Annotated in this window: 13 protein-coding genes; 6 read left to right on the top strand and 7 right to left on the bottom strand. The window is 47.1% G+C overall.

Features of this window, described 5'->3' with window-relative positions:
- The first annotated feature begins 14 nt into the window (after positions 1-14).
- Positions 15-947 (top strand): LysR family transcriptional regulator, encoded by a 933-nt coding sequence (locus tag P3X63_RS20035; RefSeq protein WP_077736065.1) that lies wholly within the window; start codon positions 15-17, stop codon positions 945-947.
- A gap of 20 nt (positions 948-967) precedes the next feature.
- Here the strand turns inward: P3X63_RS20035 and rbsB are convergent, their stop codons facing one another.
- From rbsB to P3X63_RS20005, 6 genes are read right to left on the bottom strand one after another with little or no spacing between them, the layout of a single operon-like run.
- Complete coding sequence (gene rbsB / locus P3X63_RS20030; protein WP_026589004.1) at positions 968-1,882, bottom strand: ribose ABC transporter substrate-binding protein RbsB; 915 nt, start codon at positions 1,880-1,882, stop codon at positions 968-970.
- A gap of 15 nt (positions 1,883-1,897) precedes the next feature.
- Positions 1,898-2,866: a ribose ABC transporter permease RbsC gene (gene rbsC / locus P3X63_RS20025; RefSeq protein WP_026589003.1), complete on the bottom strand. Its 969-nt coding sequence runs from the start codon at positions 2,864-2,866 to the stop codon at positions 1,898-1,900.
- Position 2,867: 1 nt separating this feature from the next.
- Positions 2,868-4,349, bottom strand: coding sequence for a sugar ABC transporter ATP-binding protein (locus P3X63_RS20020; protein WP_026589002.1), 1,482 nt, complete (start codon positions 4,347-4,349; stop codon positions 2,868-2,870).
- 38 nt (positions 4,350-4,387) lie between these two features.
- Positions 4,388-4,783 (bottom strand): D-ribose pyranase, encoded by a 396-nt coding sequence (gene rbsD / locus P3X63_RS20015; protein ID WP_026589001.1) that lies wholly within the window; start codon positions 4,781-4,783, stop codon positions 4,388-4,390.
- Entirely contained in the window at positions 4,780-5,661 is an 882-nt protein-coding gene (gene rbsK, locus P3X63_RS20010; RefSeq protein WP_277691752.1) for a ribokinase, read from the bottom strand. Before rbsK ends, rbsD begins: the two co-directional genes overlap by 4 nt.
- Positions 5,654-6,643 carry a LacI family DNA-binding transcriptional regulator gene (locus P3X63_RS20005; protein ID WP_026588999.1) on the bottom strand — a complete coding sequence of 330 codons (990 nt, stop codon included), beginning with the start codon at positions 6,641-6,643 and terminating at the stop codon, positions 5,654-5,656. Before P3X63_RS20005 ends, rbsK begins: the two co-directional genes overlap by 8 nt.
- An 825-nt stretch (positions 6,644-7,468) precedes the next feature.
- Here P3X63_RS20005 and pgsB point away from each other — a divergent pair.
- The 5 genes from pgsB (at position 7,469) to P3X63_RS19980 (ending at position 12,141) form a co-directional block, all read left to right on the top strand.
- Positions 7,469-8,650 carry a poly-gamma-glutamate synthase PgsB gene (pgsB, locus tag P3X63_RS20000; RefSeq protein WP_277691751.1) on the top strand — a complete coding sequence of 394 codons (1,182 nt, stop codon included), beginning with the start codon at positions 7,469-7,471 and terminating at the stop codon, positions 8,648-8,650.
- A gap of 15 nt (positions 8,651-8,665) precedes the next feature.
- Positions 8,666-9,115 carry a poly-gamma-glutamate biosynthesis protein PgsC gene (pgsC, locus tag P3X63_RS19995; RefSeq protein ID WP_026588997.1) on the top strand — a complete coding sequence of 150 codons (450 nt, stop codon included), beginning with the start codon at positions 8,666-8,668 and terminating at the stop codon, positions 9,113-9,115.
- A 19-nt stretch (positions 9,116-9,134) separates the two neighbouring features.
- The gene (locus tag P3X63_RS19990; RefSeq protein ID WP_026588996.1) at positions 9,135-10,304 is read left to right on the top strand and encodes a CapA family protein; all 1,170 of its coding nucleotides are present in this window, start codon (positions 9,135-9,137) and stop codon (positions 10,302-10,304) included.
- Positions 10,301-10,468, top strand: a complete 168-nt coding sequence (locus P3X63_RS19985) for a hypothetical protein (RefSeq protein WP_179115681.1) — start codon at positions 10,301-10,303, stop codon at positions 10,466-10,468. The genes P3X63_RS19990 and P3X63_RS19985 overlap by 4 nt, the downstream gene beginning before the upstream one ends.
- Before the next feature lie 455 nt (positions 10,469-10,923).
- The gene (locus P3X63_RS19980) at positions 10,924-12,141 is read left to right on the top strand and encodes a C40 family peptidase (RefSeq protein WP_035428666.1); all 1,218 of its coding nucleotides are present in this window, start codon (positions 10,924-10,926) and stop codon (positions 12,139-12,141) included.
- A gap of 32 nt (positions 12,142-12,173) precedes the next feature.
- Here the strand turns inward: P3X63_RS19980 and P3X63_RS19975 are convergent, their stop codons facing one another.
- Complete coding sequence (locus P3X63_RS19975) at positions 12,174-13,034, bottom strand: Cof-type HAD-IIB family hydrolase (protein ID WP_026588994.1); 861 nt, start codon at positions 13,032-13,034, stop codon at positions 12,174-12,176.
- Between the last annotated feature and the right edge of the window lie 43 nt (positions 13,035-13,077).

The following is a 13,077-nucleotide window of genomic DNA, read 5'->3' as shown; positions in this document are numbered from 1 at the left end:
AGGACTTAAGGAACATGGAGATGAGACTTTTTGAATATACCGTTGAAATCTATCAGCAAGGCAGTTTTACGAAAGCTGCTGACAGCCTTCATATCGCTCAGCCATCGCTGAGCCAGCAAATCAAAAAACTGGAGTTCGAGCTTGGCTTTCCCCTCTTTTACCGGAAAAGGGGGGGCGTGTCTCCGACTCCCCAAGGAAAACGGTTTATTCAAAGGGCACAGGAGATGCTCAGGGCGAGAGATGAACTGCTGCGCGAAATGCGGGATCAGCGGCTGGAAATGGGGACAGAGCTGTCGATCGGGATGCCGGCTGTTACGGGAGCCTATCTGTTGCCCCCGCTGTTAAAAGCGTTTTTGGACAAACATCCGAATGTACATGTCCAGCTGATCGAAGAATCGCCAGCAGTGTTGGAGGAAATGACGGAAAATGGTGAAATTGATTTGTCAATTTTGCCGCTGCCGATTGAAAATGAACGGCTGGCAACCGTGCCAATCTTGACAGAGCCGCTTTTTCTGGCCGTCCCGTTTGAAAAGCAGAGCTGGATGACGGAGCCATTGCAGACGTTTATTTATTCCGTCCGAAACGAAGCGGAAAAAACGGCCGTTCCATTAAAGGCGGCTGAAGCTGTTCCGTTTATTTTATTAAAAGAAGGGTACGGGTTCAGAAGGACTGTGCTTGATCTCTGTGCAGAAGCCGGGTTTAAGCCGCGGGTGACTTTCAAAACAAGCAGCATTGAAACCGCACAGTCCCTTGTTGAACATGGAATGGGTGTCACCGTGGTGCCCCGGATGGTGATGAGGGAAACATCCGGCAAAATGATCTATGCCCCTTTAGATACGGGATCGTCCCGAACCCTTGTGTTTGCCTATTCGGAAAACTGTTATGTAAGCCGTGCTGCTAAAGCGTTTATGGAGGCAGCGAAAAAAATGAACCGGACCTCCTTTTGATTGAGGTCCGGTTCATCCGCTTATTTTTTGGCTTCCAGCTTCAGCGGGGCCGGGATCGTTTGCTCGACCTTTTTCCCGTTTAAAATATCCTTGGCGGCCTGAACTGCGAGCTTGCCGATCAATTCCGGCTGCTGGGCGATCGTGGCTGCCATATCTCCCGCTTTCACCGCTTTGACCGCATCTTCATTTCCGTCAAAACCGACGACAAGGATGTCCTTGCCAGAGCTTCTGATCGCTTCGATCGCACCGAGCGCCATCTCATCGTTATGAGCGAAGACGGCTTGAATATCCGGGTGTCCTTGAAGGAGGTTTTCCATGACGTTCAGCCCTTTTGTCCGGTCAAAGTTGGCCGTTTGCTTGGCGATGACATCGAGTTTTTGATCCGCCGTTTTGTGAAAACCGGAGCCGCGCTCCCTTGTCGCCGAAGCGCCGGGAACACCCTCCAGCTCAGCGACTTTGGCGCCTTTTCCAAGCTGTTTCACGATGTAATCGGCTGCCATTTGTCCGCCTTTTACATTATCTGAAGCGACAAGCGTTTCCACTTTTCCTTTATCAGCTGAGCGGTCAAGGGTGATGACCGGGATGCCGAGCGAATTGGCGGATTGGACGGCCGTGGAAATCGCCGAGGAATCCGTCGGATTGATCAAAAGAGCATCCACACCTTGCTGGAGAAGGTCTTCTACATCATTGATCTGTTTAGCTGAATCGTCCTGTGCATCAACGACGATCACTTCGATTCCCCGTTTTTTCGCTTCATTGACAACACCGTTTTTTAAGGAAACGAAAAACGGATTTTTCAGAGTGGAGACGGATAAACCGATTTTGATATCAGATCCATTGTCTTTTTTTGGTTTGGCCCATTCCGGCGGCTCCAACGAACAGGCTGACAAAAACAGAAGCATGAATGCCGTAAGCAGCGTCAGTATGTTTTTCATCAATAATAGCCCTCCTTATGCGGATTTCTTGCGGTCAAGCAAGACTGCGATCAAAATGACGATACCTTTGACGACCATTTGGAAAAACGAGGAGACGCCGATCAGGTTCAAACCGTTATTTAATGTTCCGATGATGAGCACACCGATCAGTGTGCCGACGATCCGTCCTCTTCCTCCGGCAAGGCTTGTTCCGCCCAAAACGACGGCGGCGATGGCGTCAAGCTCATAAGAGGTGCCCGCCGTCGGCTGGGCAGAATTCAAGCGCGACGTCAAAATGGCTCCCGCCAATGCGGATAAAAGGCCGGAAAGACCATAGATCATCACTTTGATCCGCGGTACTTTAATTCCAGAAATCAGCGCCGCTTTTTCGTTACCGCCGATCGCGTATGTGCGGCGTCCGAACGGTGTTTGATGAAGAATCGCCCAAAGGATGACAAAAGCTGCCGCCATGGTGACGGCGGGGACGGGAATGCCCAACAGGTAGCCGCGGCCGAAAAGCTGAAAGCCGTAGCTGGTGCCGAGCCCTGTAATCGGGTTTCCATCCGTATAGACCATCGTCAGTCCGCGGAAAATCGTCATTGTCGCAAGCGTTGCGATAAATGGAGCCATCTTGCCTTTTGTGATCAAAAGCCCGTTTACCATCCCCAGCACAGCCCCGATCAGACAGCCGATGATAATGGCGAAAATAGGGTCGATGCCGCCGACGATCATCCCGGCGATTAAAGCGCTTGATAATGCGAGAATCGCGCCGACGGAAAGGTCGATACCTCCCGTCAGAATGACAAAGGTCATGCCAAACGCGATCAGCGCATTGATCGCGACCTGACGCAGCAGGTTTAAAATATTTAACGGCTCTAAAAAGCTCGGATTTAATACCGAAACGATGACAACGAGAATGATCAGCCCGAGAAGCGGGCCGAGTTTTTGTAAAACAGAGTCGATATTAAGGCTTTTTTCAATATGTTTAGCCGGTTGCTGATTCATGTTACCGCCCTCCTGTAGCGAGTGTCATAATCCGTTCTTGTGTCGCGTCTTTTCTTGACAATTCTCCGCTGAGCGTTCCTTCATGGATGACAAGGACCCGGTCGCTCATCCCGAGGATCTCGGGGAGTTCTGATGAGACCATTATGATCGCGACGCCGCGGTCTGTCAGCTCATTCATCAGCTCGTAAATTTCCCTTTTGGCTCCGACATCGACGCCGCGCGTCGGTTCATCCATAATCAGAACTTTAGGGCCGATGCCGATCCATTTGGCAATGACCACTTTCTGCTGGTTTCCCCCAGAAAGGCTGCGCGCATCGGTTTCGCGCGAAGCGGTTTTGATCGTCAGCCGTTTGATCAACAAGTCGACGAATTCCTGCTCGCTTTTTTGATCGATCCATCCTTTCGGAGAAAAGCTGGCGAGGTTTGGCAGTGCAATGTTGTCCCTGATCGACGCATCGAGCACAAGGCCTTCGTCTTTCCGGTTTTCAGTGATAAAGCCGATACCTCGTTGAACGGCGTCGCTCGGCTTTTTGACAGCCGTTTTTTTGCCGTTAATCAAAATCTCTCCTGAATCAAGCGGATCGAGTCCGAAAATGGCTCTCATCATCTCCGTGCGCCCCGCTCCCATCAGGCCGGATATCCCGACGATCTCACCGGCATGGATGGTGAAGCTGATATTTTGGAAGATTCCTTTTTTTGAAGCATTCTTGACTTCGAGCACGGCTGCACCCGGGTTTGGATTCCTTGCGGGATAGCGTTCCGTCAGCTCCCGGCCGACCATTTTTTTCACAACTTCATGAAAGTCGGTGTCTGGAATTCTTTTTGTATCGACCGTTTTTCCGTCGCGCATAACTGTAATCCGGTCGCAAATCGTAAAAATCTCCTCCATGCGGTGGGAAATATAGACGATGGACACGCCATTTTTCTTCAATGCTGCAATGACTTCGAACAGCTTCTTGATTTCTCGCTCTGTCAAAGCCGCTGTCGGTTCATCCATGATGATCACCTTGGCGTCTGTCATCAGCGCTTTGGCGATTTCAATCATTTGCTGCTGGCCGACGGAACAGTGGCCGGCTTCTTGATCGAGAGAGATGGAGACGCCCAGTTTATCAAGTTGGGATTTTGCTAGCGCTTTCATTTTTTTGTTGTTTAAAAATCCGAGTGTTAAAGACAGCTCCCGGCCGATAAATAAATTCTCCAAGACGGTCATTTCCGGCCAAATGTTCAGCTCTTGGTGGATGAAGGCGATGCCGTTTTGTTCAGCATCCTTCGGATCGGAAAAATACGTTTCCTTCCCGTCGATCTTGATCATTCCGCTGTCCAGCTTGTGAAGGCCGGTCAATAGATTCATCAAGGTTGATTTTCCCGCTCCGTTTTCTCCCATTAAGGCATGGATTTCACCTTCCTGAAGTTCGAAGGAAACACCGGACAAAACCTGGTTTTGTCCAAATGCCTTATAAATGTCTTTCATTTCAATATGCATAGGCTACCCCTTCTTTCCAGATGTGAGGATATGAACATCTAAAAGATCACTCCCGCGTGCAGGATGCAGTTAGCATAAGGTGTCGCTTCACCTGTGCGAATCACGGCTTTCGCCTTTTCCGCTGCTTTTTTCAATGCTTCGTGGGGAACATGTTCGATCGGCTGTTCAGAGAAAAACGTTTTTAAAAATTCGGCTTGTTCCGGATTGGCGGTTTCAATTTCTTTGGCAGCGGTGACTTTTTCCACAACCATTTCGCTGGCAATGAGCCGCGTCACCTCCTGAAAGCCGGGAGTCCCCAGCTCGAGAGCAAGGTCTATCTTTGGGACGCCGGAAGGGACGGGCAAACCGGCGTCCGCGATGACGATGGTATCGGTATGCCCGATGTCGGCCAGCACTTTGGCGATATGGCTGTTTAAGATGCCGTGTTTTTTCATGACAGTTCACGCTCCACTTCTTCTCTGAACGGCATCCCGCCTTGAGCGCCGAATTTTAATACGGATAAAGAAGCGGCCCGGTTTGCAAAGCGTAAGGCGGTTTCAATATCTTTCCCTTCGGACAGGGCGACAGCAAATCCCGCATTAAAGGTATCTCCCGCTCCAGTGGTGTCAATCGCTTCCACCGGAAATGAAGGGACGAGCTTTTCTTCATTTCCATTATGGTAGCGGACTCCGTTTTTGCCCTCTGTAATGAACAGTTTTCCGGGGTGGCGCTTCAGCGCATCCTCTTGGGAAAGTCCCTGAAACAACATGGCCGCTTCATGTTCATTCGGTGTCAGATAGGACGCGTTTTCAATGGTTTCCTGACGGAGTGGTCTGGCGGGAGCGGGATTGAGCAGCAGGGGAGTGCCGAGCGTTTTGCAGAGCCCGCTTACATAATCAACCGTTTCCTCGGGAATTTCCTGTTGAATGAGGATGATGTCCGCCTTTTTAATGGCGGGGAGCGCCTTTTGAACGTATTCCGGTGTAACCTGATCATTTGCGCCTTTGACGACGATGATGCTGTTATCTCCCTCTGCCAGAACGATATGTGCGGTGCCGCTTTCCATATCTGTAACCGGTTCCACATAGTCTGTCAAAACCCCGTTCGCTTCAAAGTTTGCGAGGATGGCTTGACCGTAATGATCATTCCCGACACGGCCGATCATATAGACTTCCGCTCCCAGTCTCGCGGCTGCGGCAGCCTGGTTGGCGCCTTTTCCGCCGGGAACGGTTTGAAAGGAATCGCCAAGCACCGTCTCGCCGGCTTTCGGCCGTTTTTGCGATGTGACGACTAAATCCATTGAAGAGCTGCCAATTACACATATTTTACTCATTGTCATCCGCCTTTCTAGTCGTTTGTCTTTCGATAAAAGCGACCGGCATTTTAACAGCCGGCTGTTCAATATATTCATGCTTCAAGATTCTAAGCAGCAGTTTTGCCGCTTCTTTTCCCATTTGATATGCAGGCTGCCTGATTGTTGATAAGGAAGGAAAAAGCAATTCGCTTTGCGGAATATCGTCAAATCCGATGATCTGCAACTCGTCGGGCACTTTGATCTTCCGCTTCAACGCCTCATGCAAAACCGCGGTTGCCGCAATATCATTGCTGGCAATGATGCCGTCTGTCTCCGGATAGGCGGAAAATAACTCAGCCGCCCGTTTTTGCGCTTCCTGAAAAGAAAATGTTTCGGTTTTCATGACATGAAAATCAACATCGGCTCCGCTTAAGATGTCAAGCGCGCCGTTGAACCGGTCTGTTGCGGTCTGCAAGTGGCCGGGCCCTTTGATTAAGGTAATGCGTGATGAATGTCGTTTGATGATCTCCGAAGCTGCGATCCGTCCGCCTTCCTTGCTGTCCGCAAACACGGCGGGCGCATGTTCCCCGGTTCGGTCGAGAAAGACAATCGGCATCGGCAAATCTTTGTAATTTGATGCTTCAGGGTAATTTGTTGCAGAGATGACGCCGACGACATGATTTTGCTGAAATGTCTGGAGATAATCGAGTTCTTTTTCAAGATTTTCATCACTGTTTCCGAATATCAGCCTGAAGCCGTGTCTGTGAATTTCGTCTTCAACTCCCCGGGCCAGCTGAGGGAAGAATGGGTTTGTGATGTCGGGCAAAAGCAGCCCGATTAATCTTGATTCCCTTTTATAGAGAGATCTGGCCACTTCATTCGGGCGGTAATTCAGCTCTTCCATCACCTTCATCACGCGTGACCTGGTCTCCTCATGGACGTATCCCGTCTCATTCAACACGCGGGAAACCGTAGCGACAGATACTTTTGCCGCAAGTGCAACGTCTTTAATCGTAGCCAACGGGACGTTCTCCTTCCTTGTGTAACCGTTTACATAAAGATTATCATGAACTTCATGAAATCACAATCAAAAAAATCATCCCATGGATTAGAAACGAATCGGGATGTTCAGGCAAGCCTGCCCCCCTGAGGCGCTTCTAATAGAAAAAAGTCCCGCACATCTGTTGATTTATTATAAATTTGTCGGATTCAGTAACAATAAGAATAGTAAGAAAAATTAAAAATGTTAAAGTTTGATGAATTCTCGTTGAAAAAAATTAATGGCTGTTTAAATCCTAGGATTATAACCTATAAACGAAAAAAAGAAGCTGAATCGAACGGCTTAAAAATTGTTTGGATTTACTAATGAATCCCGCTTGATGGTGAAGCGGATTTTCAAGTTTTGCAATGTAGTCTGGAGGTCATGGGACTCCATGATTTTTCACAGCGGCAATTGATGACTTTTTGACCCGTTGCAAAACGGTGAATAAAGCGTGAATCCGGCGGTTTTTCCGTAATTACGGCGAAGTCCGGAACATAAAGGGCTGACCCGAAACCCATCTTTTAGCCTTTCATAAATAATAGGGAGAAAAGTATAGAATCGAATTTTTCGATTTTTGAAAGCGTATTCTTAAAAATGATGCAGAAAATTTGTAGGAGATAAGGACTCCGGATTTCCATAATTATCAATCGATGGATAGGAAATAGTATCGGAAGTGAGGTGAGCTTTGTCACGGAAAATTTCGTCGTCTTCTGTTACATAATGCCGATTGTGATTTCATAGTGAACCTATATACTGATGAATGAATTTACATATCAGATTCCAAGAAGGAGATGTAGACAAACAATGTGGGTAATGCTATTAGCCTGTGTGATCGTTGTTGGGATCGGCATTTATGAAAAAAGGCGCCACCAGCAAAACATCGACGCCCTGCCAGTCCGAGTGAACATCAACGGGATACGCGGAAAGTCCACGGTGACCAGATTAACAACAGGAATATTAATCGAGGCTGGCTACAAAACAGTAGGAAAAACAACCGGGACTGATGCAAGGATGATTTATTGGGACACACCGGAAGAAAAGCCGATTAAGAGAAAGCCGCAAGGACCGAACATCGGCGAGCAGAAGGAAGTCATGAAAGAGACGGTCGAAAGAGGGGCCAATGCGATCGTCAGTGAATGTATGGCCGTTAATCCTGATTATCAAATCATCTTTCAGGAAGAATTGCTTCAGGCTAATATCGGCGTGATCGTGAACGTGCTGGAGGATCACATGGATGTGATGGGACCGACTTTGGATGAAATTGCAGAAGCTTTCACAGCAACCATTCCTTACAACGGACATTTGGTTATTACTGATAGTGAGTATACCGATTTCTTTAAGCAAATTGCAAAAGAAAGGAACACAAAAGTCATCGTCGCAGACAATTCTAAAATAACAGATGACTATCTCAGGCAGTTTGAATACATGGTATTCCCTGATAATGCGTCCCTTGCACTCGGGGTTGCTCAAGCGTTGGGAATTGACGAAGAAACCGCCTTTAAAGGCATGCTGAATGCGCTGCCTGATCCGGGAGCGATGAGGATTCTGCCGCTGATGAACGCCAAAAACCCGGGACATTTCGTCAACGGTTTTGCAGCGAATGACGCATCTTCCACTTTAAACATATGGAAGCGCGTAAAAGAAATAGGCTACCCTACAGATCAGCCGATCGTCATTATGAACTGCCGCGCTGACAGGGTGGACAGAACACAGCAATTTGCCGAAGATGTCCTTCCCTTTATTGAAGCAAGTGAACTTGTGCTGATTGGAGAAACGACAGAGCCGATCGTCAAAGCATATGAAGCAGGCAAAATTCCTGCGGACAAGCTGTTTGATTTTGAGCACAAAACGACGGAAGAAATCATGTTCATGCTGAAAAACAAGCTGGAGGGCCGCGTCATTTACGGCGTCGGAAATATTCACGGAGCAGCGGAACCTCTTATCGAAAAAATACAAGAATACAAGATTAAGCAGCTCGTTAGCTAGGAGGAAGAAAACACAATGTTTGGATCAGATTTATATATCGCCCTCATTTTAGGAGTTTTACTCAGTTTGATTTTTGCAGAAAAAACAGGAATTGTACCGGCCGGACTTGTCGTACCTGGTTATTTGGGACTCGTGTTCAATCAGCCGATCTTCATGCTGCTGGTTCTTTTCGTCAGCCTGCTGACATACGTCATTGTGAAATTCGGACTTTCAAAAATCATGATTCTATACGGACGCAGAAAATTCGCAGCGATGCTGATAACGGGAATTCTCCTGAAAATCGGATTCGACTTCATATACCCGATGATGCCGTTTGAAATTGCCGAATTCAGAGGAATCGGGATCATCGTTCCGGGGCTGATCGCAAATACCATCCAAAGACAAGGATTAACGATTACGCTGGGAAGCACGCTTTTATTAAGCGGAGCAACATTCGCCATTATGTATGCTTACTATCTAATCTAAAGTTAGGTGTGTCAAAAAGATGAAAAAACAACTGAACTTTCAGGAAAAGCTGCTAAAGCTGACAAAGCAGGAGAAGAAGAAAACCAATAAACACGTGCTTATTGTATTGCCCGCGATCATCTGTCTCATGTTTGTCTTTACTTGGGTCGGAAGCGCCAAAACTCCTTCAAAAATGGCCAAAAAAGAAGATGCCAAGCTGACAGCTACTTTTGTCGGCGATATCATGATGGGCAGAAACGTAGAGAAAGTCACAAATTTGTATGGACCGGAAAGTGTTTTTAAAAATGTAAAGCCTTACTTTAATGTGTCAGATTTTCTAACAGGAAACTTCGAAAACCCTGTCACAAATAAAAAAGACTACCAGCAGGCAGAGAAAAATATTCATCTGCAAACAAAGCAAGAATCTGTTGAAACATTGAAGAAGATGAATTTCAGCGTGCTGAATTTCGCCAACAACCATGCGATGGACTACGGACAAGACGGTTTGAATGACACGCTGAATAAGTTTTCACAAGAAAATCTCGATATAGTGGGAGCCGGCAGCAACTTGAGCGATGCCAAAAAGCACGTTTCATACAAGGATGTGAACGGTGTAAAAATCGCAACGCTCGGTTTTACAGACGTCTACACGAAGAACTTTACAGCCAAAAAGGACAGGGGAGGAGTGCTGCCGCTGAGCCCGAAAATCTTTATTCCGATGATAGCGGAAGCATCCAAAAAAGCGGATCTTGTCGTGGTTCACGTTCACTGGGGACAGGAATATGACAATGAACCGAACGACAGGCAGAAGGATTTGGCGAAAGCCATCGCTGACGCCGGAGCCGATATTATTTTAGGTGCTCATCCTCACGTTCTTGAGCCGATCGAAGTATATAAGGACACCGTTATTTTCTACAGTCTTGGAAACTTCGTCTTTGATCAGGGCTGGTCAAGAACACGCGACAGCGCGCTTGTTCAGTATCACTTAATGAACGACGGCAGAGGCCGATTTGAAGTAACGCCTCTCAACATTCGCGAAGCAACGCCGACACCTTTGGGCAAAAACGACTTCTTACAGCGAGAAGCGATTTTCCGCCAGTTGACAAAAGGCTCAAACCTGAATTGGAAAGAAGAAGACGGAAAACTGACTTTTGAAGTCGATCATAAAAACAAACTAAAAAACAATGAAAACGGAGTGACGAAAAAATGAGATTTATCAGAGCGGTCTGGCCGTTTGTAGGATTGGTTCTCATCATATCGTTCATGTCGGCTTTTAAATACTCCGATGAACTGTCAACCGATGAAAAAGCCAAAATATCAACTGAGATTCAGAAAGTGAAGCAGCAGGAAAACACGGCCGACGGCCGGCAATAAACCGAGAAAAGAGAGCGCGGAGGGCGCTCTCTTTTTTGTTTACTGATCAATTCCTATGAACATTTTGCCAGATTGGTCTATTGAAATCGCGATGTGCGACAAATTCCTTAACCATTCAAGGCAGAAAGGTTTAGAGAAATTCAGGAGGATTTATGTACGGTTTTGGGGTTGGTTAAAGATAGCGTTTATTGTATTCTTTTTAAGGGATTGAAGAAATTGCGGCAAATGCCGGGATTGCAAGAGATGAAAGCAGATCGGGATGGAATGAAACCTCATGATTACCGCCTTCTATGAATTTATCCCTTCGTAAACTTTCCGTTATGTTGGATTGCCCTGCGTTTCTTCTCGTCATTCGCTCGATATTGTTGTAAAATCCGCCCTTTAGATATCTCAGGTCACTGCCGATGAAAGAGGAAAGAAGAGGAGGAACAGATCAATTGAAGAAAAAACTGGCAATGTTTTTGCTACTTGGAGCCACATTGTTTTGGAGCGTGTCGTTTTTGACCGGTGACAAGATCGCGCAGGCCGATACGATCGGCGAATCTATCGCTGAGACGGCTAAAAAGTTTGCAGGCACGAAATACAGCTATGGCGGAGAAAGCCCGCAAGACGGCTTTGACTCGTCCGGTTTTATCCAGTATGTCTTTGAAGCGCTTGATATTTCACTGCCCAGAACAGTTGAAGAACAATCGAACATAGGGACAAGCGTCAGCAGGAACAGCCTTGAAAAAGGAGATCTCGTCTTTTTTAAAAACGCTGCTCTTGAATCGGACGGGCCGACACATGTCGCGATTTACTTAGGGGATGATCAAATCATTCACAGCACGAAATCGAGCGGGGTTGCCATTACAAAGCTGGAAGGCAGCAAATACTGGAGTTCAGGCTATTACAAGGCGAAAAGAATCACGAAAGAACCGGCCGTCTCCAAAGACCCGGTCGTTCAAAAAGCGCTTGACTACATCGGGGTTCCGTATGTGTTTGGCAGCGCCTCACCTGATGTTGGCTTTGATTGTTCAGGATTGACGCAATATGTTTTTCGCGAGACGCTCGGGGTCTATTTGCCGAGATCGGCAGAACAGCAATGGGCGGTCGGCCGAAAGGTGAAGCTTGAGGATATACAGCCCGGAGATGTTGTTTTCTTCAGCAACACCTATAAGCCGGGAATTTCCCATAACGGCATTTATGCCGGAGGCGGCAGGTTTATTCATGCGAGCCGTTCAAATAAAGTGACGATTTCCTATTTATCAGCTTCATATTGGCAAAAGAAATTTACGGGCATCCGCCGCTTTGACAGTTTGTCTCTTGCAGATAACCAGATTGTGACTGAAGCCATCAAATATATCGGTGAAGTCGGCTACCAAAAAGGCGGAACGACGCCTAAGGACGGATTTGATACGTCAGGCTTCATTCAATATATATATAAAACGGCCGCCGGAGTCGAGCTTCCGCGTTACGCCGATAAACAGTACGAAGCAGGCGAGAAAATCGCAAAGGATGAATTGGAGCCTGGGGATTTAGTCTTCTTTCAAGGGACGAGCGTCCTTATTCCTTCCATTTACATCGGAAATGGACAAGTCGTCCTTGTCACATTGTCTTCAGGTGTGACGACAACGGATCTGGAGACGAGCGAATATTGGAAAGATAAGTATGTCGGAAGCGTCAGAATCCGATAAGGGAAAAAACCGCTTCAGGCGGTTTTTTCTTTTTATTCGTATTCATTCTCGAGGAGCTTGTTGATAAAATAGGCTACACCGTTTTCATCATTGCTCTTTGTGATAAATGTGCTGATATGTTTTAATTCATCGATCGCATTCTCCATCGCAATTCGGTGTCCGGCTTCTGCAAACATCGACAAATCGTTCGGACTGTCGCCGATGGCGTAGATGTCTTCTTTCTTAATTCCATAATGGGCGGCAAGCTTTCTTAAAGCGCGCCCTTTTCCCGATTCAGCGGGCAGAATTTCAATGATGTGCCTTCCGGAAGACGTGAGCCCCAGTTTGGCGAAGGCGGAAAGATCTTCTTTCGCTTTTTTTAGTTTCTCCATATCAAATGAAAAGCACAGCAGCTTATAGATATTTTCGCTTCCGTCAAACACTCTGCGAATATCGGGAACCGGTTTAATGCCGAATTGCTTGAACTGAGTCAGCGCACCCTGCCAAAGTGTCTCCCGGTCTTCATCCGGATTGGCGCTCGTTACGATATCAAGCTCGGCTTTCAGCTTCTCTTCGCCGTCAAAAGGAGATAACAGCGCATCATCCGTATACACTTCAAAATAAATATGGTGGTCTGTTAAGTATTCAGCCGCTTTTTTCCCGGCCTCCCGATCCATTAAGGTCCGGCTTAACGGCTTATAATTAAAATCGTGGACCGTTCCCCCGTTGGCGGCGATAATCGGAATGTCCAAATCATTCAGAAGCTCCTTTACGTCAAAGGTTGCTCTTCCTGTACAAATTGTCACAATGCAGTCGGAGATGAGCGCTTTTTTGATAGCGGCCCGATTTTCTGCAGAAATTTTGCTTTCCGTATTTAAAAGGGTTCCATCTAAATCGATCGCAATTAATCTCATTATGTAAATATAACCTCCTATAAGAGCAGTTTACCGTTTTTTG

The organism is Bacillus sp. HSf4, from assembly GCF_029537375.1.
Lineage (GTDB): Bacteria > Bacillota > Bacilli > Bacillales > Bacillaceae > Bacillus > Bacillus sonorensis_A.
This window is presented reverse-complemented; position numbering and strand designations above follow the sequence as displayed.